Raw genomic sequence first — 22,704 nt, forward strand, 5'->3', positions numbered from 1 at the left:
GATTTTGTGCGGGATAGCCTCTTTCGTGTTTAAAGAAGTTTTTCAGGGAGGAAACATTTTGGAGCAATATACAAATTTACGAGCGGGCGAAAAAGGTGCCTATTTATCGATTTTTGCCTACATATTTTTAAGCGCGCTTAAGTTAGCAGCAGGCTATTTAGGAGATTCAGAAGCGTTAAAGGCAGATGGATTAAACAATACAACAGATATTATTGCTTCAGTAGCCGTTTTGATCGGGCTCAGAATTTCCCAGCGCCCGCCTGATGATGACCATCGATACGGACATTTTCGTGCAGAAACGATCGCATCACTTGTTGCATCATTTATTATGATTTATGTCGGAATCGAAGTACTTATATCAGCAGGTGAAAAAATCGCCAATCCGATCGATCAGGATCCTTCCATTTTAACAATTATTGTAGCCGTGTTTAGTGCAGCAGTCATGTTTGCAGTATATAAATATAATTTAAACCTCTCAAAAAGAATTAACAGTTCTGCCGTTAAAGCAGCAGCCTATGACAACCGCTCTGATGCCTTTGTCAGTATCGGGACAGCAATCGGTATTACCGCAGCGATATTAGGTTTCCCGATTGTCGATACGATTACCGCCTTTATTATCGGTTTGATCATTATTAAAACAGCGATCGAAATCTTTAAAGAAGCGGTGTTCTCGTTAACGGACGGATTTGATACGGAATTGATCAGTTCGATTGAAGAGCGCGTTTCGCAGATTCCGCGTGTCCGTGATGTTACCGATGTACGTGGCAGACAGCATGGAAGCTTAATTCTTGTCGATATTACGGTAAGTGTAAATCCTAATCTTAATGTACGTGATTCACATGCCATTACGGAGCAGATTGAAAATGAAGTGAAGCAGTTGAATCCTTATGCGACAACACTTGTTCATATTGAACCGTATGACCCGAAAGAGCTGGTTATTTGCGAAGATGATTTCCATTTCTAATGGATAAACGATATACAAGCCATTCTCCTTTTACTCGATGTAACAGGAGAATGGCTTTTTTTGTATGAATGAATCAAAATCATCCATCTTCTGTTAAAATGTAAGTACTTACGAGCTTCACACCTACTGGAGGTTATTATATGAAAAAAGTAGTTGCAGTTATTGCCGTATTAATTATTGTATCTATTCCACTATTTGAATGGCTGTTAACAAACCCCTCCAATTCATTGGAACTGATGCAAACTTTAAGGAATTCTAAAAATCCGGAATCGCTATTTATGGAGGGAAAAAATTTCGATGCCGAGATTGTTGAATACATACAGGAAGAATTTAATCCGAATATGGTGCAGCAGTTTACGATACTGGAGTTTGATGAGAAAAGTTTCTTGATTCAAACAACTCCTGGTACTACAAAGCTGGAGATTATTAATATAGAAGAATTACCAGAGGAAATGAGAAATTATTTTCTTTCACAAGAATGACCGTACATTGATCCAAAATTTATGAAAAAGAAAGAGGAATACTATTGCATACTACCATCGGGATTGTCGCTCATGTCGATTCTGGCAAAACGACATTTTGCGAACAATTACTTTATCATACAAATGCGATTAAAAAGCGCGGGCGGGTTGATCACCAAGATGCTTTTTTAGATAATCATGCAATTGAAAGGCAGCGCGGGATTACCATTTTTGCGGAGCAGGGGCGGATCGACTATAACGGGCAAGTGTATACGCTAATCGATACACCGGGTCATATCGATTTCGCACCGGAAATGGAGCGTGCGATTCATGTTATGGATGCGGCTATTGTTATTGTCAGTGCGGTTGATGGAATCGAAGGGCATACGGAAACCGTTTGGCATTTACTGCGGGAGCACCATGTTCCGACATTTATATTCATTAATAAAGTGGACCGTGAAGGAGCAGATGTAGAAGCGGTAATGGCTGCAATTAAAAAAGACTTATCCCCAAATGCCTTACTGTTCAATAATGGCATTGATACTTTTGTAAAAGAGTGGCTTGCGGAATGTGACGAGCAACTGATGGAAAAGTACTTTGCAGACAATTTAACGGAGAGTGATTGTACTGTAAAGCTGAAGCAGATGATACACCAGGAACAAGCATTTGTTTGTATGTCGGGCTCTGCTTTAAAAGATGAAGGGGTACTGGATTTTTTCGAAACGATTGCCCAACTGACGGAAACAACATTCGATGTGAACGGACCATTTGAAGGTAAGGTCTATAAAATTCGCCACGACAATCAGCAGCGCCTCACATTTATAAAAGCATTATCGGGTGTTTTAAAAGTACGCGATGAATTTACATTAGGTGAAACGACAGAAAAAGTTACGGAAATCCGGCTATACAATGGCAGCAGTTTTACGACAGTGCAACAGGTGCAGGCGGGTGATATTTTTGCGGTGAAGGGACTGGCGACGCCGATTATTGGTGTTGTGATAGGAACTACGGAATCAAAACCTGCACAATTTGAAATGATACCGACATTGCAGGCGAAAGTGATGTACGAAGGTGCGTTGCATATTAAAGAACTTCACCGGATGTTTCGTGAAATTGAAGCGGAGGAGCCGAGTTTACGGGTCGTATGGAACGAGAAGTTCCAGGAAATCTCGGTTCATGTAATGGGGACGATTCAGCTGGAAGTATTAACCGAGCTGGTGAAAGACCGCTTCGGAATTGATGTGCACTTCGGCAAGCCGCAAATTCTTTATAAAGAAACGATTGCTGCACCAACAGTCGGCTATGGCCATTTTGAACCGTTAAAGCATTATGCGGAAGTGCATCTGAAAATGGAACCGAACACGCGAGGAGAGGGCATCACATTCTCCAACCAGTGTCATGCCGATGACTTATCTGTCGGGCATCAGCGGTTAATAGAAAAGCATCTATTTGAACGGGAACTTCACGGATTACTTACAGGTTTTCCGGTAACTGATATTCATTTTACGCTATTAACAGGACGTGCGCATAATAAGCACACAGAAGGCGGAGATTTCCGTGAAGCATCGTTTAGAGCATTGCGACAAGGGCTTGAACAAGTAGAAATTGTACTGTTGGAGCCTTATTACCGATTTAAGATGAAAGCGTCAAACGACCATATTGGGCGGATGATGTCGGATATTCAACAGGCAAGCGGGACATTTGAAGCACCGATTTTAACAGAAGATACCGTGACATTAAACGGACGTGCACCTGTAGCAACTTTTATGGATTATTCCACTCAATTTGCCGCTTATACAAACGGAAAAGGGGCGTTAACACTGCAATTTGATGGCTATGATGTATGCCATAACAGCGATGAAGTCATTGAACAAATTGGCTACAATAAAAACGCCGACCCTGAATATACATCGTCCAGCATTTTCTGTACAAAGGGAAAGGGTTACAGTGTGCCTTGGCATGAAGCAAAAGACGCGATGCATTGTGAAGTAATTGAAAACGATTGAAAGAAGGATTTTGCAGGAGAATAAAGAACTAAGGTTAGAGTGTTTAGAAAAAAGGAGGATCTTCTGATGGCATATATTTTACAAGTAGATTTCAAAATGGATGGACCATTCGGTGAAGAAATGGCTGCTGGGTTTAAAGGTTTGGCAGAAAGTATTAACGAAGAAGCGGGCATGCTTTGGAAAATTTGGACAGAGGATGCGGAAGCTGGCGAAGCGGGTGGTATTTACTTATTTGAAACAAAGGAAACTGCTGCAGCTTACTTGGAAATGCATGGAAAGCGTCTAAATGGCTTTGGTATTACAGCAATTAACAGCAAAATTTTTGCAGTGAACGAGTCGTTAACAAAGATTAACAAAGGTCCGGTTAATGTATAAATAGTGGTACAAAATTAACATTAGAAAACTCACTAACACCAGGTTAGAATAACTTTGACTAATACTAAAAAAGACAAAAAACTCTTCATGCAAGAGTTTTTTGTCTTTTTTAACGCTTACGCTCATTTAATTTGTCTTTTTGCTTTACCCAAAAATCAGGAGGCATATAAGAAATTAATGAATAATCAATTTCATCGCCTGATTGAGTTGTTAATTGAACAAGCAAAGGTTCTTCTTTATTAGATGGATTTATTGCCCTTGTTTTAATTGTAATCGCCTGAACACCAGTTCTTTTTGGATGACCGACAACAACGATCTGATTTCCTAGTGTATTAACATCTGTAATTTCGGTCTGAAATGCGACGATATATAGATCCAGATTATTTTCATTTTGAAACATTGGAATAGATAATCCAATGTTGTGTTCGAAATCATACCAACCAGAGAGACCAATATCATAATTAGTAAATAATCGGTGTAGGGCATAATGAATCCTACTAGGAATATAACTCCATCTTCCAGTCGTGCTATGCCAGTGTTCTTCATAAGCAGGTCTTTTATAATCAGGTTTATTTACTATCACTTCAAAAGGAATCTTCGTTCCATTTTTAATCACTTCTGAAATTTGGACCATATTCGATGGGAAAGGTTGCTCTTTCCAAGGAGGGTCAGAAATATTTTCGGTTTTGGAAGGTTCAAGTTTTTGAAGACGATTTTCCGCTTCTTTTAATTGCGCTTTAAGATCTTCAATTTTTTTCTCCAAACTTTTAGCTTCGTTCGGTTCTTCTGCATAATAAAGTGGAGCAATACTTATATTAAAAATCACTACACAAATAATAAATAAAGTAATTCTTTTGGGAGTTACCATAGAGACACCTCAAGATTATTCTGCTCTATTAATGTGGAAATATGTTTTATAATTTTTCTTTCTACAATTACGGGTGCTTTATTGCGGTAAGGATTTTAAAAGTATGCCTATACGTTCCAAAATGATCGACAGCTAAGACTAATACACAGTCTTGGCTGTTTTTAAATTCATTTAGGTTACCAAACGTTGCGGGATAGTTTAGGCAAGAACTTTTAATTCTTTTAAAATAACAGTGGCATACAATTAAAAAAGGGAGGTGTTTTTATAAAAAAAGGGAAAATTAGTGTAATTAGCTTGGTCTCATTATTGCTGGTAGTAGCGTCTTTATTTTTATATATACAAGTTTCTGGTAAGGGAAAAGAAGGTACGAATAGTGGTTCTCATTTATCGGAAGAGGAAAGACAGGAATTAAAGAATTTGATGTGGCAGATAAGAAGTAACTTAAATGGAGAAAATTATGGGTTAGTTCTAGACCATGCTGTTTTGCCGAATGGAAACATTGAAGTAATCGTGAAGTTAGGAAGTAACAAGATTGATAAAAAGACGAAAGAAGATATACAACAAATAGCAACTGACGTGATTAAACAAAATGATTTTGATTCTGATTTATTTCAATTTAACATAACAAGTTTTTATAGTTCACAAAAAGAAGAAAATCATGTTTCACAAAGGCTAAGTTACAATGATTTAATGGGAGACATCATGCTAAGTTTAAATGAATTAGGCTATGATGTTGCCGTACAGGGGGACGTATCTTCAGACAAAAACGTTATAATATCATTAGCATTGCCACACGATAAGTTCGACGAAAACACTAAAAAAGAAGTACAGCAGTTAGCGGCTGATGTTATTAAAAAATATAATTTTGAAGCTGAAATATTCCAATTTAACATAACAAGTTACTATAAATCTTAGGTACAACAAGAACAGACAAAGTAAAGGTAAGTAATATCAGTTAAAATATTCTGCCTGGTTCGTCTTGTGTAAACTCACGCTTTAAAACGGTTCGGGATTCTTATTGAGGAAGGGATGATTGAAAAAATGGAGAATTGTATATTTTGTGGGATTAGAAAATCCAAATTTAAATGAACAATCATGTCGAGCTGTAAATGTTAAGGGACTTGTTAAATTTAAATAACAGTTATTTAATATTTTAGTGCAATAAGCATTTCAAAATGTGACCAAACACCGCTTTGGGAACTATCCTACTCTAGCTACCGTCTTCTAAAATATGGAATGTAGAACTTTGAGAGGATGTAAGTAATTATGAAAAAAATCGTTTATGTAATTCTAATTATTGCTGTTATAGGTTTAGCTGTTACTTTATTAGGAAATCGAGCAAGCCAAGACACAGTTTTAGCTAAGGAAATTAATTCCCTTTTTGAAACTAGTGAAACACAAATTGATTTAACGGGGCTTACCGATTTTAATTGGACTAAAGTTGCTGTATTTGGACCTTACACATCAAATGAAGTTATTGAGGATTCAATGGGAATTAAATTTAAAGGTGATAACGGGGGAATTGATATCCTAGACGACCGTTTTTTATTAGTATTTGCTGATGATAAATATGCCGTAAAAACAGTTGTGCTTTCAAGAAAACACGGTAGCTACAGCATAAAAGGTAATAAATTTCTGAGTGTTGAGCAGTAATTTTCTATTATCTATTAAATATGCAATTCACATTGAAATAACGTTCCCAAATGAAAGCTTGGTAACATTTCAAACAGCTACAACCACAGTTAAATCAGTGGTTGTCGCTGTTTTTATTAGAAAATAACGATCTGAGACGCTGTGAGAAACTATTTTAAAGAGGACTGTTCGATTCACTTGTTCTGAATGGCGATAATATAAAAATAGAATCTCGATGAAATGTTCCCAAAGGACGCTTTGAGTGCTTTATTTTATTCAACTAACGAGATAGATTTATTGAATAAAAAGTAACAAGATACGAAGAATAAGGAGTAAACGTAAACCAGAGGAGAGTGTTGATGGTTAAGCATTACTTAGTCTTATTAGGATTTATATTGATTATTCTTACTTCTATGCAAGTAGCAAAATCAGAAACAATACCAAAAGCAGAAGAAATGTATGTCACAACAGAGGACATTATTTCAGACATTATCTTCCCAACTATTGATAAAAGAGTTATCAAAGAGTATGGAGGAGATAATCGCCTTATTTGGCACTGGAAAAGGATTGTTGATATTACTTACAACGAGAATCATTCCTATGATGTTACTGTAAGAATTGAGATTCCTTCAAAAGACATTAATGAAAATGTTAAAAATGTTAAGGAAGATTTGGTTAAGGTAAGAATATCCCCGTCCTGTGATAGTGAGAAGATTAATAGGCAGAAATGTAATCACGGTTTCGAAATTGAGATATTAGACTACAAACATTTATCTCAATAAGAAATATTACCTTTAACTAAACGCAACAAGGATTTATAAAGTATGCAAAATAAATCTAAATAACGTTCCCAAATGGAAGCTTGGTAACATTTCAAACAGCGACAAGCACTGTTAAATCAGTATTTGTCGCTGTTTTTAATAGAAAATAACACTCTGAGACGCTGCGAGATATCATTTTAAAGAGGGCTGCTCAATTCACTCGATCTGAATGAAGGTTAAATATAAATAGAATCTTAATGAATGTTAGCAAAGGATGCTTTGGGCATGTTTTATGGAATTTTTCAGGTATACAAGACGTACCTTTTTAACGGAGGGATTATATGTTGAAAAGGATATTGGTGGTTGCTGGGGTATTTATAATAGGCATAGTTTCATTTAATTTGTTATATAAGCAGCCTTTAAATGATACGGTAGATACGGTTATTGCTACTAAAGAAGAGCAGCAGCAAACGGCAGCAATATTGGAAAAGGTAACGGAAGAACTTCATCCAGAATATCGATCTTTTATTGTGAGTTCAAATTCAGATAATGAGGTTGTAATACATGTTTGGGATGACGAAGATTACTTTAATTCCGTAAAAACGAAAATGGAGTCAATTACAAAAGATGTGATTAAATCTTCCCCATTAGAAGAACATACTGTTGTTGTAAAAAGAGTAGATTCATCTTTCCTTTTGGAACCCGAAGAGGATAAAATAAGACGGAAAGCACTTATGGTTTTATTACAATCCTTGAGGGAAGGACTTCAGGATTACGAAATACGAGATATAGAAACAGCTCAAGATTCCGTTTCCATTCATACTACAATAAAAGGTTCAGGTAAAGAAGCACAAAAGTTAGCAAAGGAAATTGAAGAGAAAGCAATTTCGATTTTTGAAGAACTAAACTTAGCAGTTATTGACGCATATAAAATAAAAATATTAAATACCAAAGGGAAAATATTAAATTAGTCAACTTCAACTAAAGGGTAATTATGTAAATTTTTGGATTTAAAATCAGCTTAATTATTAAAGATGTATAGGTATAAAGTATACAGTATTAACCGAATAACGTTCCCAAATAAAAGTTTGGGAATACACGAAAAAAGCAGAAACGTTGTTAAATCAACGTTCTTGCTTTTCTATGAGTATGTTCTTTATACATTATTTTATACACTTCTACTAAAAGCCAATATTGACAACGGTTTGAACCTACAAGGGATTTGCAAAGTCATCAGTTTTTTGCATAAAATCGTGCATATACTTTTCATTTTAACACTCTGTTTGCATCCTATAATCAATTCAGCATTTATTTCACAAAAATATGTGCATCGCAATAACAAAGGCCTTTGCAGCTTGGGCAATCGACTTGATAGGGCTCGAAATAGCGCGGCATATAAATAAATGGTTCAAAGCCTTGTGCAGCAAATTGTCGCTCAGCTGCCCAGAGGTTTGTATCGGATTGTACCCATCCAACCGTAACGATTGTTTTTGCAATCGGCTGTGCGGCTTCGAGGTAAGCACGTACTAGTTTTGTTCCAATTCCTTTTTTTCGCTCGTTTGGATGGACGACAAAATGACTTGTATAATAACTGATGCCTGATGCGGCCAGTTCCTTTAAAGACTGCAGCTCTTCGTGAAAGTAGGGGAACTCCTTGTTGAACTCCTTTATTTCATAACCCGCAATATAACCGACAACTTCATCTAGCTCATTAACGGCTACATAACGAATGCCTCCAGCCTGATCGACGGTATCGGCCGTTTCTGGTTCAAATGGTAAAAAATCGTTGAGCAGTGCCGCAATTTGCACTGCATATTTCTTTTCATAGGGGTAAATATTCATCGGTGGACCTGCCTTCTCATGTTCGAATTTTTTTATTTTAACATAATAGAGAGCATTATGTTATTACAATAAGTGTTTCGACAGGTTCAACTACTTTGGAACAAAAAAATCCCTTAAAAGTAAGGGATTTTGGGATATTTATTCTTCTAAAATAAGTCGGGCTGCATTTTCACCTGAAATAACAGCTCCTTCCATCGTTGCGAAAAATGGCTGACGAGTATAATCACCGGCCAGTACGAGTCCTTTAATTGGTGTTTGTTGATCAGGACGTAAATGATCATAATTCGGTTCTAAGCTGTGAAAATCTTCAGGATGGCTGATGACACGGTAATTAGCCAAACCTGTTTCTAGATCCAGCCCTAATTCTTTACCGTCTTTCTGTACTTGTTCCAAAATTAGTTTATGGTCCATGTTGAGAAACTTTTCCGGTGGTGTCAATATAATCGACATTCTGCCCGGGACATGTTTAAACGTAGTTCTGGACTGCTCGGCAAAGCTAGCAAGTGAAGTGAGCGGACCGAATGTTGTACGATCGACAGGAAGCACGGGCTGTTCAAACTCCATTTGAATAGTGACAGCAGGCATTGTCGGTAAACGGAAAATATTTTCGAAGAACGGATGGTTTTGAAAATGGCTCTTCAATATTTTTTTGGCCCCGCCGAGATTTGCAGCAATTATGACATGGTTTGCCGTCAACTCCTGGCCGTCCTCCAATATCACTCCTGTCACCGTATCCTGATGCATAATTAAGTTTTTAACTGGTGAATTTGTCCGGATAACGCCGTTGTTTTTAGTAATATGATGAGCAAGCGGATTAGCCAAAACCTCAGTCATCCCACCAAGATACGAACCGATTCTCAACTTATAAAATCTGCTAACTCCCGGAAGGAAAAGACCGAAAAATACTTTTGCAGAGTATCTTTCAGGGGGGAGGAAAAATACGCCTGTACTTAAAGGTATGAGAAGATTATGCAAAGCTTCTTCACTAATATTGTGCTTTTCTGCGAATTCCCTCACACTGTACTGGTCCAATTCTTCTGGGTTTTGAGTATATTGTAAAAATCCATCTGTGAAAAAGGGGACTAGTGCAAGTTTATCTCCAGGTGGCAGAATATCATTATTGCCGATTATGCCTTTTAACGTTTCTATCGGACCGAAAACCGGAGAAATTCCAAATGATTTGTTTTCTTTGCTACCTTTTATACGGATATCTATTTGTTCTTCCCACTGAACGATATCATCAACATCGACACCAGCTTTTTTCAGCACTTTTGGTAAAGCCTTGTAATAGCCGATATGTCGATGCAAACCGGATTCGACTAACATACCATCTTCGTCCCATGAAGATGTCCTTCCCCCAATTACATGATTCATTTCTAATACAATAACAGATTTTCCTTTTTCGCTTAATTCAAGGGCAGCCGTTAAACCAGCCAAGCCCGAACCTACAACAATGACATCAAACTTTTCCAATATTCCCCCTCCTAGAAGTAAAGTATTGTTCCTATTCCCGAACAAAAACGTGTCAAACAATAATTAATCAGCATGGAAAGAAATTATGAAATTCATACATCCGATTTTTAATTTTTGTAATTTCAATCAAATATGTCGGCCGTGAACTTTAATTAATTGGGTATTTTTGATAATTGTAAAATAAGAACACCTGTTCTATAATATAAGAGGGAGAGGTGTAATAGATGAGGGAACAACTAATAAAAGCGATGCAACACAATCAAATTTTGGATATTGTGTACATCGCCAAAGATCAATCAATAACAAAGCGTCGAATAAAACTAATTAAAATTTATGGTGATCATGTGCAAGCTTATTGTTTTACCCGTCATGCAAAACGAAATTTTATTGTAGATAATATTTTGGCTGTACATCCGGTAAATAGAAAAGCAAGAGGATTACAAGCTTAAAATATATGTAACAGTATCGAATGAAAAAAATTATTATCATTTATTTGATAATTTTGTGGAATATTCTGACTATTTGTGTTATATTACAAGTAGGGGAGGTGAATAATAGATGCGAGCAATAAAAAGAATGGGGGCAACAAACTTTTTTGAAAATATAGTGAAGAGTAAACCTAGATTAAATAAATTAAAACGTATGTATTTAATTAGAAGGGAAATATCGGATAATGTTAAAACAAAATAGATAAAGCCCTCCACTTTTAACGGTGGAGGGTTATTTTTTTCTGAAATGTAATGAAGCCTCGATTGTCTATCATATTTAATGGTATGGAAGCAAAACAATATGTAAGCCTTCATTTTAATTAAGCGGCAATATCTGAATACTTATTAAGTAATTCATCCAGTTCCTGACTGCAATTCACGACTTCCGGATGAGTGAATCCTAAATCATTTGCTTTTTTGTACATAAGTTTTCTTTTTGTCTCAATTCGTAGTTTTAGGAGCTTTTTTAATAGTAAAAATTTCATCGATAAATTTCCCTTCAGTAATAGTTGGTAGGTTTAAACTTTTGTTGAAATAAAATGACAACTGTTTCATCCTATCTTATTTCGGACAAGATATATGTCGAAACATGCTAAAAAAGCATAATTCAATAATTTGTAAAAAATATAAACTTTATACATAAATAGAACGCTTTATATTTGACTTAACTTAAAATGTATGGATATTTGGTGGAATCTTGTGAAGGTCACAAATCGTTGAAATCCAATTTTTGTACAACTGATAATATCATTGATATAATGAGCGCTGTGAATACATATAAACAGAAAGAGGTTATGAAAAATGACAAATGCTTATGATGAATATATGCGTCAAGTAACACAGCCAATGCGTACGGAACTTGAGAGCGCAGGCTTTGCACAATTAACTACGGCAGATAGCGTACACGAATTTATGGCTGAAACAAAAGGGACAGCTTTAGTTGTAATCAATTCAGTTTGTGGTTGTGCGGCAGGTCTAGCACGTCCGGCTGCTCGTGAAGCGGTAGCAGATGTGAAACCCGATCAGCTTGTAACAGTATTTGCTGGTCAAGACCCGGAAGCGACTGCAGCAATGCGCGGATACTTTGATGAAGTGCCACCAAGCTCACCATCAATGGCGATTTTAAAAGATGGTCAATTAGCTTACTTCATTCCACGTGATCAAATTGAAGGTCATCCAATGGAACAAATCCGTGATCATTTATCAGATGTGTTAAAACAAGTATGTGCCGAGTAACGATTGTCACAACTGCAGGCAGACCGGACGAGCAATCACTTCAGTTAGCTGAATTTGCTAGTAAGGAGCTGCAGGCAAAAATTGTTCCACGTCAAAAACGTTCGGTACGCAAGCTTTCCGAAGTGTACGATGCCAATGTCATTGTTGCGGGGAAAAATCGATTTGAATACTATGCGAAAGGTGCCGAGGCGCCTTTCTTTTTTCATCCAAATTCTGCCGCATTTCGTTTGAAACGTGTCGCTCGCGGTGAAGATGAACCATTGCTTACTGCTTGTGCACTGCAAAAAGGGGATACGTTTTTGGATTGCACCCTTGGGATCGGTGCTGACAGCTTATTGGCTGCTTATGTTGTAGGTGAAAAAGGTAAAGTGATCGGTGTAGAAGCTGATAAAAATGTGTCATTTATTGTAAAAATAGGGATGCAAACTTATGATACGACCGAACTTCCATTGACGGCATCTATGCGAAATATCGAAGTGGTTTATTCGACGGCTCTGGAATATTTAAAGAAGCAAGAAAATGACAGCTTTGATGTGGTATACATGGATCCGATGTTCGAGGAAGTCATTGAAGAATCAACTAATTTTGAAGCGCTGCGCTATGCCGGAAAGCACCTGACATTAACCGATGAATGGGTGGCTGAAGCAAAACGTGTGGCGAAAAAGCGCGTCGTGTTAAAGGCACACTATAAATCAGACTGGTTTGAAAAGTACCAGTTTCAGCGTGATGTACGATTAACAGCCAAGTTTCATTATGGTGTGTATGAAAAAAAATAGCGTTGGGGTTCTTTAAGAGAACTTCAACGTTTTTTCTTATTGCTTTACATACCCCTTGTAGGTATGGTAATCTGAAATCAAGTAAGGGGGGACTGATCGAATGATTCATGAAAACGATAGTCAATTGGAAACACATGAAGAAAGCTGTCGTAAAAGTCATCATCCTGAACCGATAAAAAAAGATTTAACGACGAGATTGAATCGGATCGAAGGGCAAATTCGCGGAATTAAGGGTATGATTGATAAAGACGTGTATTGTGATGATATTATTACACAATTATCGGCAACACAATCGGCTTTAAACAGTGTCGCGAAGATTTTGCTTGAAGGTCATTTAAAAGGCTGTGTTGTGGATCGTCTGAATGAAGGCGATACGGAAGTTTTAGACGAGCTTGTCGTAACTATTCAAAAAATGATGAAAAAATAAGGAGTGTTCAAGTATGGTAAATGTAACGTTAAATGTTAATGGTATGTCTTGCGGTCATTGTGTAAAATCTGTGGAAACTAGTGTTGGCGCATTAGCTGGTGTACAGGAAGTTAAAGTGGATCTTGCTGAGAAAAAGGTATCGGTTGCGTATAACGAAGATGCTGTTACTGTTGAGCAGATCAAAGAAACGATTGATGAACAAGGGTATGACGTTGTTTAAGTATTGTGGTATTGATTCAGGTTCTCTACTATAGAGAACCTCTCTTTTTACAAAATTTTATACCCCCTTGAGGTATAAAGAGGTGAGAATATGACGAAAGAACTTACATTGCAAGTTACAGGTATGACGTGTGCGGCATGTTCGGCAAGGATTGAAAAAGGGCTGAATCGTATGGATGGGGTCCAATCGGCGAACGTCAATCTAGCGGTTGAAAAAGCGGCGATTCGATATGATGAAACCGTTGTTAAAGCACAGGATATTGAGCAAAAGATTCAGGCACTTGGCTATGATGTCGTCAAAGAGAAAGCGGATTTCACAATTGATGGAATGACGTGCGCGGCATGTTCGGCAAGAATCGAAAAGGTGCTTGGAAAAATGGACGGGATTGCTTCGGCGAACGTGAACTTGGCGTTGGAAAAAGCGACGATAGAATTTAATCCGTCACAAGTTTCGGTGTCCGATATTATTGCGCGTATCGAAAAAATCGGTTATGGGGCTCAACCAGTAGTTGAAGGTAATCCTGTTGATCATCGGGAAAAGGCAATTCAGCGGCAAACAGTTAAATTTATCTCGGCGGCCATTTTATCATTGCCGCTTTTATGGACGATGGTTGCCCATTTTTCATTTACGAGCTTTTTATATGTGCCTGACATTCTTATGAATCCTTGGGTACAGTTAGCATTAGCAACACCTGTTCAATTTATTATTGGCTGGCAATTCTACGTGGGAGCATATAAATCATTGCGCAGTGGTGCTGCAAATATGGATGTGCTCGTTGTAATGGGAACGAGTGCGGCCTATTTTTACAGTATTTATCAAATGCTCGCACATCCTAGCGGTCATATGCCGCACCTGTATTTTGAAACGAGCGCAGTGCTTATTACACTGATTTTATTAGGGAAACTGTTTGAAGCACGTGCAAAAGGTAAATCATCCCAGGCAATCAAGCAGTTGATGGGGATGCAGGCAAAATCAGCACTAGTAATCCGTGATGGCGTCGAGCAGTCTGTACCGCTTGAAGAAGTCCGTATTAATGATATTGTCCGAGTGAAGCCAGGTGAAAAAATTCCTGTTGATGGGGAAGTCGTTTCCGGAACTTCAGTCGTGGATGAATCAATGCTGACAGGCGAAAGTTTGCCGGTGGAAAAAAGCATTGGCGATTTCGTTTACGGTGCAACACTGAATAAAAATGGTGCACTGGAAATGAAGGCATTAAAGGTTGGCAGTGAAACAGCATTGTCACAAATCATTAAAATCGTCGAGTCGGCTCAAGGTTCTAAAGCACCGATTCAGCGTCTTGCCGATAAAATTTCCAATATTTTTGTGCCAATCGTTGTAGGGATTGCAATTGTGACATTCCTTTTATGGTGGCTGATTGGCGGAGAATTTATCCAGGCATTTGAAGCGACAATTGCCGTTCTTGTTATCGCATGTCCATGTGCGCTCGGCTTGGCGACACCAACCTCGATTATGGCCGGTTCAGGACGTGCGGCACAGTTTGGTATTTTATTTAAAGGCGGGGAACACCTTGAACAGACTGGTTTTGTCGATACTGTCGTTGTCGATAAAACAGGAACGGTTACAAACGGGAAACCGGTTTTGACAGATGTTGTATTGTTCAGTGATTTAGAAGAAAATAATATCCTGCGCATTGTTGCTTCTGCAGAAAAACAGTCTGAGCATCCATTGGCAGAAGCAATTGTTGAAGGTGTATTAGAGCGCGGGATTAAGCTATCGGCTGTTTCAAGCTTCCAGGCACTACCAGGGCTTGGTATTGAAGCACAAGTGGATAATGTAGAAGTAGCTGTAGGTACGAGAAAACTGATGCGGGATCGACAAATTAGTATTGAAGAATCGATCGAACAGCAATTGATTTCATTGGAACAGCAAGGGAAAACGGCGATGCTAGTAGCAATTAACAACCAATTCGCTGCAATTATTGCCGTTGCAGATACGGTAAAAGAAACATCTGCTGAAGCGGTAAGACGTCTGCATGCACTTGGTCTGAAAGTGATTATGCTTACAGGTGATAATGAACGAACGGCAAAAGCGATTGCAGCGGAAGTAGGCATTGACGAAGTAATTGCAGAAGTGCTGCCGGAACAAAAGGCACAGCAAATCGAAAACTTAAAAGAACAAGGTCGTAATGTTGCAATGGTTGGTGACGGGATCAACGATGCACCGGCACTTGCGGTAGCTGATATCGGGATGGCAATCGGTACGGGTACAGATGTAGCGATGGAAGCGGCGGACATTACATTAATTCGCGGGGATCTGAACAGTATTGCAGATGCGATTTTAATGAGCCGTAAAACGATGAAGAACATTAAACAAAACCTGTTTTGGGCATTTGCCTATAATGTCATCGGCATTCCGATTGCCGCACTCGGTTTCCTCGCTCCATGGGTAGCAGGCGCAGCAATGGCTTTCAGTTCCGTTTCGGTTGTATTAAATGCATTAAGACTGCAGCGTGTGAAATTGTAAAACAACCGGTATTCTGGATAAAGAATGCTAATGAGTTTGACGGAAAATGCGCAAGGATGACAATCAATATTGAAGTTTAAATTTTATAAGAATATTCCAACATAGTCATACAGCATTTGTTTTAAAAATTATTGTTGTGGAAACGTACAATGGAAGTGTTAAATCGTTTAAAAAAAATAGCACTCTAATTTCTTATAATGATTGGGGCCAATAATATGAATGAAGATTCAAAGGTATATGATGTCACGATTATCGGTGGAGGTCCTGCAGGGATGTTTACGGCATTCTATGGAGGCATGCGCCAGCTTGAAGTTAAGTTAATTGAAAGTCTGCCACAATTAGGCGGGCAGCTTGCAGCACTTTATCCGGAAAAATATATTTATGATATTGCAGGATTCCCAAAAATCCGTGCACAGGAACTTGTAAATAATCTGAAAGAACAAATGTCAGCCTTTGAGCAGGAAATCGTAACTGGTCAAAGCGTTGAAGCCATTGATAAGTTGGAAGACGGAACATTTAAGCTTACAACTAACAAAGAAATACATTATTCAAAAACAATTATCATTACAGCAGGTCTTGGTGCATTCCAGCCAAGACAATTGGAAGTTGAAGGAGCCGATTATTACGAGGGTAAAAACCTTCATTATTTCATCAACAATATAAGTGAATTCAAAGGTAAAAATGTTGTCATTTTTGGTGGCGGAGATTCAGCTATTGACTGGTCGCTTATGCTTGAACCGATTGCTAAGAAAGTTACTCTTGTGCATAGACGAGATCAGTTCCGGGCGCATGAGCATAGTGTTGAAAAACTGTTTAATTCAAGTGTTGAAATAAAAACGCCTTATATGCCTGATGAGTTGTATGGCGATGAAAGTGGCATTAAACAAATTGTCATCCGTAATGCAGAAGGAGAAAAGGAAACACTTGAAGTTGACGAGATCATTGTAAACTATGGATTTAAATCCTCTTTAGGACCAATTAAAGAATGGGGTTTGGAAATTGAGAGAAACTCCATTATCGTAAACCCTAAAATGGAAACCAACATCGAAGGAATCTATGCGGTTGGGGACGTCACAACATACGATGGAAAAGTGAAATTGATTGCAACGGGATTCGGTGAAGCGCCGGTCGCCATTAGTGCAGCACGGTTGTATATTGACCCAACAGCCAAGAAGCATGTACCGCACAGCACGGACCTTTTTAAAGGGGAATTGTAGCGGGTTTATCGGTATGAATGGAATATTTAACAGGGAAGAGAGACACAATTCACATATGAATTTGTGTCTCTTTTTTTATTGCTATGTTTAAACTGATACAAATTGTTATTTCCTGTTTTAGGGAAAATGGGGAATTATAGATTGTGACATTTATACTTTCACTGCATGACAGGCAATTCTACGACAAAGTTGGTTCCGCGATTTTCAATACTGTCCACATGGATTAATCCACCATGTAAAGTAACAATGGCAGCCACTATTGATAGTCCCAGTCCTGTCCCATCAACTGAACGTGTTCGTGCGGTATCTACTCGATAAAAGCGGTCAAAAATTCTTTCTTTCTCTTTATCATTCATTCCTATACCCGTATCTTCAAAAATTACCAATACCGATTTTCCTTGTTCTTCGATTGATATTTCAATCATGCCGTTCGGTTTATTATATTTGATGGCGTTGGTTAACAGATTGTCCCAAACCGCATTTAGTAAGGACGGATCTCCGTTGATTTCTACATCCGGTAATGTGAACCCGAGCGTAATCCCTTTTTCACCTATTTGCCATTGATTGTTCCGTACTAGTTCCTTAATCTGCTTTCCGATATTAACTGTTTTTCTTTTCAAAATATCCTCATCGTGATCCAAAGAAGCGAGGAGCAATAATTGTTTTGTTAATGTAGAGAGTCTTTCGATTTCCGCATTGATGATTATAATGTAATTACTTTTATCCTCAGGACTCGTTGAATCACTTTTTAATAGGTTTGTATATCCTTTAATATTGGATAGAGGTGACTGAATATCATGAGAAATGTTTGAAATAAACTCTTTTCTCATTGCATCTAATTGTTCCAGTCTACTGGCCATTCGTAAAAAACTAAGTGAAAGTTCTCCTAATTCATCATGACGGGTAGTATCAAGATCAACATTGTAATTTCCGTTTGAGAGCGTTTTAGTTGCGGATGTAAGCTTTGAGATTGGATTAACTAAATATTTTGTAATAAAAATTACCATTATAATGCTCAGCATAATCGTCAAAGCTAGCAGCCACCCGAATAAAATATGCATTTCGTTAAATAGAAGTTTAATATCCGGTCTTAGAAAGAGGGCATACTTTTCCTCGTTATGTGTCAAAGGAACACCAATCGTATTCTTTAATTCGTTGGCAAAAAATCCTGTTACAAATGTTTCCTGGGGGAAATTTGATATACCATGAAAAATATTGCCGTTAAGTACTTGTTCTTTAGTTGAATTGGATAAAGTATTTTCCCTGAAAGGTGCACCAAAATAAAGTTCATTTCCTGAATTGTCAACGAGGAAAATTTGATATCCTATTGAAGAAATATTTTCAAGATAATCTATAAGATTTAAATCAGCTTGATTACCGGTAAATTCAGCAATTTCCAACGCAATTTTAGTGTTTTTTTGGTCATTAAATGGTTTTAATTTTTGCTGATAATACGTATTCGAAATTAAAAAGGCAAATATACCACTAAAAATCATAATTCCAATGGTGAACACAACAAATTTCACATAAAGAGATTTCATTTGCGGTTTGCCTCCAGTGAATAGCCAACCCCACGCACAGTCTTAATATGAAAATCGTCCGTCAATTTAGAAAAACGTTCCCTTAATCTTTTTACATGAACATCTATTGTCCTCTCATCTCCTTCAAAATCTACACCCCAGATGTGTTCTATTAGATGAGCTCGAGAAAATACTTGCATAGAGTTTGTAGCCAGGAAGTACAGCAGTTCAAATTCCTTTAAGGGTAACAGAATCGTCCGTTCCCCAATCTGAACCTCATAACTTTTTTTATTTATAGTTGTACTACCTAAATGAATAACAGTTTCATCGGATTGCTTATCATATCGTCGTAGTAAGGCTTCTATTCTAAATTGTAATTCTTTTGGTTCAAACGGCTTGACTAGATAATCATCTGTGCCAGATTTATATCCTTCTTCCTTATCTTCAATTTGATTCTTAGCCGTTAAAAGGATGACTGGAATATCATATTTCTTTCGAATAACCTTTGTTAATGCATACCCATCCATAAAAGGCATCATCACATCGATTACTGCTAAATCACATACTTCTCTATTAAGAACTGCTAATGCTTGAGTCCCGTCTTTTGCTTGCACAACTTTGAATCCTGCCTCGGCTAAATGGATTTTTACAAGCTGTAATATATTGATGTCGTCATCTACAATTAGAATTGTTGTCATTCTTGTACTCCTGTTTTATAAAAATTTTTTATCTGCTTTAACCCATATCAAATGAACAGCCATGCAACGTCCAGGCTGTTCATTAATATTCTGCTTATATTACTCCTGCTTTAAAATTTGCAGAACTTGCTCTTCACTTTGCAAAACAATTCCATCGCTCATTTTTATCACATGGTCTACATATGAAAGCAATTCTTCATCATGTGTAACCATTAATGTAGCAATATTTAACGTTTTAGTTAACTCTTGAATCAATAACATAACATCTCTAGACTTCCTTGAATCTAGGCTGGCTGTTGGTTCATCTGCGAAGAGAACTTTCGGTTTATGGATAATGGCTCGGGCAATGGCGATCCGTTGTTTTTCCCCACCTGATAATGAAGAGGGGTAGGCCTGTCTTCTATGATCCATTTCAACAAGTTGCAGAATGTAACGAACTTCAGCTATTTTTGATTGTTTGCTTAAGTTAGATTCAGAAACATCCAGCATCAAAATTAATTGCTCTTCAACTGTAAGAAAAGGAACAAGATGAGCAAACTGAAAGACAAACCCAAATTTACTGGACCGTATTTTTCGAACCTGTTCAGAACTCATTGCAGTCATATTGTTTCCGTCGAAAATAACTTGCCCATTTGATGCGGGTTGTAATCCAGCAGCTATAGTAAGGAGCGTACTTTTACCGGAACCTGATGCGCCTACTAATGCTGTTATCTCTCCTTCTTTAAGAGTAAGGGTAATTCCTCTAAGTATTTCTTCTTCTATTTCCCCCGAAGTAAATGTTTTTCTTACATCTTCAATTGAAAATATTGTCATATTAAGCCTCTCCTTGTTGTATCGCATGTAATGGTTCGATTTTTTTGATTTGTATTCCAGAGAGTGTAGCTCCGATAAAACCGATGAATAGGAAAACTAAAGATAATTGTATGGTTGTTTCAAATGTTAAATGGAAAGGCATTCCTTCAGGTGCAATCATATTAAATACTTGGCTGAATGAAATGGACAAAATAAGAGAAATTATCGTAATGAAAAGCATTTGTGTCCACATAATTTTGAATAACCTGCTTGTTTTCATGCCAATTGCCTTTAAAATACCATATAAACCGACTTTTTGAATGTTCATCATGTAGAAAAAGATGGCAAACAACATGCCGCTAATGACAACTAAAAACCAGACAATCATATTTAAAGACATTTGTTCTGCATTATAGCTTGGAATTGTATTAAGGAAATGCTTGTTCGAAAAAGATTGCAGGCCCATGAATTGTTCTGAAGATTCTCCACCTGGTATGAATAACAATTGCATTTCCATAACTCGATAGATTTCCTTATAATTCTTCATATTTATATATGCAACAGGGGCATGACTGAATTTCTTCTGTTCAACAAAACCCTTAACTTTAAATTCACCACTAAATTGATTATTCGTTAAGACATCTCCAACCTTTATCCCTTTATCCTCCATTGACTGGTCTAATATAATCTCCCCGTCTTCAACGTTTTCAAATAGCTCTGAATCAGTGGAAGTAACAAAGGCAACGCTATGCTGTTTGTCAGTTTCGCTATTTAAAAAACCCATTTGAATTGAGAATGCCACTGCATCTTTTTGTTTATTTATTATTTCATCCTGTATATCACTGTCTATTTTTGAAAGATTGTAAGTTTCATCTCCCTCTTTATTCATATAAAATTGACCTTCTGGTAAATCTTTGATCAACGAAGCATTGTCTTGCGATAATCCATTCGCCAAACCCGATATTATAAAGGTCAATAAACTAACAAGAAAAATAATTGAACCTAAAATTAAAAATCTCACTTTGTTTTTCTTTATTTCTTTCCATGCAATATTCATTTGTAATTTCCTCCGATCTCTTCTTTACATCCATAGTTTATCGATTGAATATGAACGGGAGATGAACAGTAAATTACATTTCGAGTTCATTCGAAATATTTATAAATGAACAGTACACAATTATTAGGCACTAGATTATTTAATTTGCAGAAAGTATCAGAATGAAAAAGTAACAGAGAATGCGGAAACAACTGAATATAGTAGAGGGGATAGCAGTATTACAAACTCGGTTAAATCAACAGTCCTATCTATAACATGTCCTTACGAAGGAAAACCCGAGTTATAAAGGTATTAGGGCAAATCTTTAATCTTTTCGTACTTATTAATTTCTGAAAATTCCATACTTTGTTATAATATATTTAGTAAATAAATAGAGATACAATGGGAGTGCCTAAACTATGGAATATATCACGCTTAATAATGGAGTAAAAATGCCGATCGTTGGTACTGGTACAAATACGTATGGTAAACAAAATAATGACTATAACGGTGAATTAACAAATGAAATTCCTGAACTTATATCAGCACTTGAGCTGGGATATCGCTCAATAGATGCAGCTATTAGTTATCGAAACGAAGCAATTGTCGGGGGAATTTTAGCAGAAAGCACAGTGCCTCGAGAAGAGTTGTTCATTACGACAAAAGTTCCTGCAAGAGAAGAATATGTTTCTTCAAAGGAATCGACAAGAGCAGCAATCGATAATAGTCTAAAAAATTTTAAAACAGACTATTTGGACCTGCTTTTGATTCATGCTCCGATCGAAGACAAAGAGCAGCTAAGAAATACTTGGGAAGTTTTTGAAGAATATTATGAGGCGGGCAAACTTAAAGCAATCGGCGTTTCGAACTTTAAGAAAAATCATCTGGATGAATTGAAAGAATTCGCGAAAGTGAAGCCGGCCGTTAATCAAATTCAAATTAATTTAAAAGAAAAGAACAAAGAACTTCTTGATACATTACAAGAAGAGGGAATTACACCTGTAGCGTGGGGGCCGATGAAAACGGAAGAACATCAAAATGAAGTGTTGGATGAGATCGGTAAAGCGTATGGGAAATCTGGTGCTCAAGTTTTATTGAAATACCAAATTGAGCGCGGTGTGGTCGTCATCCCGAAATCACACAACCGTGAAAACCAAGCAGCTAATCTGGATCTTTTTGATTTCGAACTGACTGCGGCGGATGTAGAAAAAATTGAAAACCTATAGTTGGTAACTAACTGGGCGTCTCCTATTTTGGAGACGCTTGTTTGATATCTGCCTTTGTTAACAGGCCACTTATCAAAATAAAAGCACCAGTGAAAAACATTGCAATAAACAATATGACCATCACGCCCATTCCTGCAGAGCCCTTTTCGGCAAAAATAGCAAAACAAATCCCAATAAGCCAGGAACATGATTCCCCATTATT

Annotated in this window: 24 protein-coding genes; 16 read left to right on the forward strand and 8 right to left on the reverse strand. The window is 37.3% G+C overall.

Translation table 11 applies throughout. The annotated features are described in order from the left end of the window. Positions 1-58: 58 nt before the first annotated feature. The 4 genes from AC6CH1_RS05695 (at position 59) to AC6CH1_RS05710 (ending at position 3,806) form a co-directional block, all read left to right on the forward strand. Positions 59-964 (forward strand): cation diffusion facilitator family transporter, encoded by a 906-nt coding sequence (locus AC6CH1_RS05695; protein ID WP_498316567.1) that lies wholly within the window; start codon positions 59-61, stop codon positions 962-964. Positions 965-1,104: 140 nt separating this feature from the next. Further along, the gene (locus tag AC6CH1_RS05700) at positions 1,105-1,446 is read left to right on the forward strand and encodes a hypothetical protein (RefSeq protein ID WP_498316568.1); all 342 of its coding nucleotides are present in this window, start codon (positions 1,105-1,107) and stop codon (positions 1,444-1,446) included. Between the two features lie 44 nt (positions 1,447-1,490). After that, positions 1,491-3,431 carry a GTP-binding protein gene (locus AC6CH1_RS05705; RefSeq protein WP_498316569.1) on the forward strand — a complete coding sequence of 647 codons (1,941 nt, stop codon included), beginning with the start codon at positions 1,491-1,493 and terminating at the stop codon, positions 3,429-3,431. Between the two features lie 66 nt (positions 3,432-3,497). Next, positions 3,498-3,806, forward strand: a complete 309-nt coding sequence (locus AC6CH1_RS05710) for a monooxygenase (protein WP_498316570.1) — start codon at positions 3,498-3,500, stop codon at positions 3,804-3,806. Positions 3,807-3,915: 109 nt separating this feature from the next. Here AC6CH1_RS05710 and AC6CH1_RS05715 read toward each other — a convergent pair whose 3' ends face one another. Continuing rightward, positions 3,916-4,674: a hypothetical protein gene (locus tag AC6CH1_RS05715; protein WP_498316571.1), complete on the reverse strand. Its 759-nt coding sequence runs from the start codon at positions 4,672-4,674 to the stop codon at positions 3,916-3,918. Between the two features lie 294 nt (positions 4,675-4,968). Here AC6CH1_RS05715 and AC6CH1_RS05720 point away from each other — a divergent pair, with 294 nt between their 5' ends. The 4 genes from AC6CH1_RS05720 (at position 4,969) to AC6CH1_RS05735 (ending at position 8,038) form a co-directional block, all read left to right on the forward strand. Further along, positions 4,969-5,589, forward strand: a complete 621-nt coding sequence (locus AC6CH1_RS05720; RefSeq protein WP_498316572.1) for a hypothetical protein — start codon at positions 4,969-4,971, stop codon at positions 5,587-5,589. Between the two features lie 351 nt (positions 5,590-5,940). Beyond that, on the forward strand, positions 5,941-6,327 hold the full coding sequence (locus tag AC6CH1_RS05725; RefSeq protein ID WP_498316573.1) for a hypothetical protein: 387 nt from the start codon (positions 5,941-5,943) through the stop codon (positions 6,325-6,327). Between the two features lie 338 nt (positions 6,328-6,665). Continuing rightward, positions 6,666-7,088 carry a hypothetical protein gene (locus AC6CH1_RS05730; protein WP_498316574.1) on the forward strand — a complete coding sequence of 141 codons (423 nt, stop codon included), beginning with the start codon at positions 6,666-6,668 and terminating at the stop codon, positions 7,086-7,088. 320 nt (positions 7,089-7,408) lie between these two features. Then, positions 7,409-8,038 (forward strand): hypothetical protein, encoded by a 630-nt coding sequence (locus AC6CH1_RS05735; RefSeq protein WP_498316575.1) that lies wholly within the window; start codon positions 7,409-7,411, stop codon positions 8,036-8,038. 337 nt (positions 8,039-8,375) lie between these two features. On the opposite strand, the gene AC6CH1_RS05740 is transcribed toward AC6CH1_RS05735, so the two are convergent. Beyond that, complete coding sequence (locus tag AC6CH1_RS05740) at positions 8,376-8,909, reverse strand: GNAT family N-acetyltransferase (protein ID WP_498316576.1); 534 nt, start codon at positions 8,907-8,909, stop codon at positions 8,376-8,378. A 138-nt stretch (positions 8,910-9,047) separates the two neighbouring features. Then, positions 9,048-10,382 (reverse strand): hydroxysqualene dehydroxylase, encoded by a 1,335-nt coding sequence (locus AC6CH1_RS05745; protein ID WP_498316577.1) that lies wholly within the window; start codon positions 10,380-10,382, stop codon positions 9,048-9,050. 224 nt (positions 10,383-10,606) lie between these two features. Here AC6CH1_RS05745 and AC6CH1_RS05750 point away from each other — a divergent pair, with 224 nt between their 5' ends. After that, positions 10,607-10,831 carry a transcriptional regulator gene (locus AC6CH1_RS05750; RefSeq protein ID WP_498316578.1) on the forward strand — a complete coding sequence of 75 codons (225 nt, stop codon included), beginning with the start codon at positions 10,607-10,609 and terminating at the stop codon, positions 10,829-10,831. Positions 10,832-11,190: 359 nt separating this feature from the next. Here the strand turns inward: AC6CH1_RS05750 and AC6CH1_RS05755 are convergent, their stop codons facing one another. Further along, entirely contained in the window at positions 11,191-11,355 is a 165-nt protein-coding gene (locus AC6CH1_RS05755) for an aspartyl-phosphate phosphatase Spo0E family protein (RefSeq protein ID WP_079526357.1), read from the reverse strand. Positions 11,356-11,671: 316 nt separating this feature from the next. Between AC6CH1_RS05755 and AC6CH1_RS05760 the strand changes: the two genes are divergently transcribed. The 6 genes from AC6CH1_RS05760 to AC6CH1_RS05785 all read left to right on the forward strand — a co-directional run bounded on the left by AC6CH1_RS05760 (position 11,672) and on the right by AC6CH1_RS05785 (position 17,230). Continuing rightward, positions 11,672-12,106 (forward strand): BrxA/BrxB family bacilliredoxin, encoded by a 435-nt coding sequence (locus AC6CH1_RS05760; RefSeq protein ID WP_251688351.1) that lies wholly within the window; start codon positions 11,672-11,674, stop codon positions 12,104-12,106. Continuing rightward, positions 12,094-12,882 (forward strand): class I SAM-dependent methyltransferase, encoded by a 789-nt coding sequence (locus AC6CH1_RS05765; protein ID WP_498316579.1) that lies wholly within the window; start codon positions 12,094-12,096, stop codon positions 12,880-12,882. Before AC6CH1_RS05760 ends, AC6CH1_RS05765 begins: the two co-directional genes overlap by 13 nt. A 100-nt stretch (positions 12,883-12,982) precedes the next feature. Further along, complete coding sequence (locus AC6CH1_RS05770; RefSeq protein WP_340732091.1) at positions 12,983-13,309, forward strand: metal-sensitive transcriptional regulator; 327 nt, start codon at positions 12,983-12,985, stop codon at positions 13,307-13,309. Between the two features lie 13 nt (positions 13,310-13,322). Next, positions 13,323-13,529: a copper chaperone CopZ gene (copZ, locus tag AC6CH1_RS05775; RefSeq protein WP_251688345.1), complete on the forward strand. Its 207-nt coding sequence runs from the start codon at positions 13,323-13,325 to the stop codon at positions 13,527-13,529. A gap of 90 nt (positions 13,530-13,619) precedes the next feature. Then, positions 13,620-16,013, forward strand: coding sequence for a heavy metal translocating P-type ATPase (locus AC6CH1_RS05780; RefSeq protein WP_498316580.1), 2,394 nt, complete (start codon positions 13,620-13,622; stop codon positions 16,011-16,013). Between the two features lie 215 nt (positions 16,014-16,228). Next, on the forward strand, positions 16,229-17,230 hold the full coding sequence (locus AC6CH1_RS05785; protein ID WP_498316581.1) for an NAD(P)/FAD-dependent oxidoreductase: 1,002 nt from the start codon (positions 16,229-16,231) through the stop codon (positions 17,228-17,230). A 158-nt stretch (positions 17,231-17,388) separates the two neighbouring features. On the opposite strand, the gene AC6CH1_RS05790 is transcribed toward AC6CH1_RS05785, so the two are convergent. The 4 genes from AC6CH1_RS05790 to AC6CH1_RS05805 all read right to left on the reverse strand — a co-directional run bounded on the left by AC6CH1_RS05790 (position 17,389) and on the right by AC6CH1_RS05805 (position 21,297). Continuing rightward, positions 17,389-18,771: a sensor histidine kinase gene (locus tag AC6CH1_RS05790; RefSeq protein ID WP_498316582.1), complete on the reverse strand. Its 1,383-nt coding sequence runs from the start codon at positions 18,769-18,771 to the stop codon at positions 17,389-17,391. Continuing rightward, positions 18,768-19,448 carry a response regulator transcription factor gene (locus AC6CH1_RS05795; protein ID WP_251688336.1) on the reverse strand — a complete coding sequence of 227 codons (681 nt, stop codon included), beginning with the start codon at positions 19,446-19,448 and terminating at the stop codon, positions 18,768-18,770. The genes AC6CH1_RS05790 and AC6CH1_RS05795 overlap by 4 nt, the downstream gene beginning before the upstream one ends. Before the next feature lie 99 nt (positions 19,449-19,547). Beyond that, the gene (locus AC6CH1_RS05800) at positions 19,548-20,261 is read right to left on the reverse strand and encodes an ABC transporter ATP-binding protein (protein WP_498316583.1); all 714 of its coding nucleotides are present in this window, start codon (positions 20,259-20,261) and stop codon (positions 19,548-19,550) included. Position 20,262: 1 nt separating this feature from the next. Next, on the reverse strand, positions 20,263-21,297 hold the full coding sequence (locus AC6CH1_RS05805; RefSeq protein WP_498316584.1) for an FtsX-like permease family protein: 1,035 nt from the start codon (positions 21,295-21,297) through the stop codon (positions 20,263-20,265). A 398-nt stretch (positions 21,298-21,695) separates the two neighbouring features. On the opposite strand from AC6CH1_RS05805, the gene AC6CH1_RS05810 reads away from it, so the two are divergent. Next, positions 21,696-22,502: an aldo/keto reductase gene (locus AC6CH1_RS05810; RefSeq protein ID WP_498316585.1), complete on the forward strand. Its 807-nt coding sequence runs from the start codon at positions 21,696-21,698 to the stop codon at positions 22,500-22,502. Positions 22,503-22,704 lie beyond the last annotated feature (202 nt).

It is taken from the genome of Solibacillus sp. GQ1, from assembly GCF_059758555.1.

What these genes read in the sequence shown, in the direction of transcription:
- AC6CH1_RS05740 (WP_498316576.1), bottom strand. Translation starts at nt 8,909, where the DNA reads ATGAATATTTACCCCTATGAAAAGAAATATGCAGTGCAAATTGCGGCA.
- copZ (WP_251688345.1), top strand. Translation starts at nt 13,323, where the DNA reads ATGGTAAATGTAACGTTAAATGTTAATGGTATGTCTTGCGGTCATTGT.
- AC6CH1_RS05735 (WP_498316575.1), top strand. Translation starts at nt 7,409, where the DNA reads ATGTTGAAAAGGATATTGGTGGTTGCTGGGGTATTTATAATAGGCATA.
- AC6CH1_RS05725 (WP_498316573.1), top strand. Translation starts at nt 5,941, where the DNA reads ATGAAAAAAATCGTTTATGTAATTCTAATTATTGCTGTTATAGGTTTA.
- AC6CH1_RS05760 (WP_251688351.1), top strand. Translation starts at nt 11,672, where the DNA reads ATGACAAATGCTTATGATGAATATATGCGTCAAGTAACACAGCCAATG.
- AC6CH1_RS05765 (WP_498316579.1), top strand. Translation starts at nt 12,094, where the DNA reads ATGTGCCGAGTAACGATTGTCACAACTGCAGGCAGACCGGACGAGCAA.
- AC6CH1_RS05730 (WP_498316574.1), top strand. Translation starts at nt 6,666, where the DNA reads ATGGTTAAGCATTACTTAGTCTTATTAGGATTTATATTGATTATTCTT.
- AC6CH1_RS05780 (WP_498316580.1), top strand. Translation starts at nt 13,620, where the DNA reads ATGACGAAAGAACTTACATTGCAAGTTACAGGTATGACGTGTGCGGCA.
- AC6CH1_RS05715 (WP_498316571.1), bottom strand. Translation starts at nt 4,674, where the DNA reads ATGGTAACTCCCAAAAGAATTACTTTATTTATTATTTGTGTAGTGATT.
- AC6CH1_RS05700 (WP_498316568.1), top strand. Translation starts at nt 1,105, where the DNA reads ATGAAAAAAGTAGTTGCAGTTATTGCCGTATTAATTATTGTATCTATT.
- AC6CH1_RS05800 (WP_498316583.1), bottom strand. Translation starts at nt 20,261, where the DNA reads ATGACAATATTTTCAATTGAAGATGTAAGAAAAACATTTACTTCGGGG.
- AC6CH1_RS05795 (WP_251688336.1), bottom strand. Translation starts at nt 19,448, where the DNA reads ATGACAACAATTCTAATTGTAGATGACGACATCAATATATTACAGCTT.
- AC6CH1_RS05810 (WP_498316585.1), top strand. Translation starts at nt 21,696, where the DNA reads ATGGAATATATCACGCTTAATAATGGAGTAAAAATGCCGATCGTTGGT.
- AC6CH1_RS05710 (WP_498316570.1), top strand. Translation starts at nt 3,498, where the DNA reads ATGGCATATATTTTACAAGTAGATTTCAAAATGGATGGACCATTCGGT.
- AC6CH1_RS05750 (WP_498316578.1), top strand. Translation starts at nt 10,607, where the DNA reads ATGAGGGAACAACTAATAAAAGCGATGCAACACAATCAAATTTTGGAT.
- AC6CH1_RS05785 (WP_498316581.1), top strand. Translation starts at nt 16,229, where the DNA reads ATGAATGAAGATTCAAAGGTATATGATGTCACGATTATCGGTGGAGGT.
- AC6CH1_RS05805 (WP_498316584.1), bottom strand. Translation starts at nt 21,297, where the DNA reads ATGAATATTGCATGGAAAGAAATAAAGAAAAACAAAGTGAGATTTTTA.
- AC6CH1_RS05790 (WP_498316582.1), bottom strand. Translation starts at nt 18,771, where the DNA reads ATGAAATCTCTTTATGTGAAATTTGTTGTGTTCACCATTGGAATTATG.
- AC6CH1_RS05770 (WP_340732091.1), top strand. Translation starts at nt 12,983, where the DNA reads ATGATTCATGAAAACGATAGTCAATTGGAAACACATGAAGAAAGCTGT.
- AC6CH1_RS05755 (WP_079526357.1), bottom strand. Translation starts at nt 11,355, where the DNA reads ATGAAATTTTTACTATTAAAAAAGCTCCTAAAACTACGAATTGAGACA.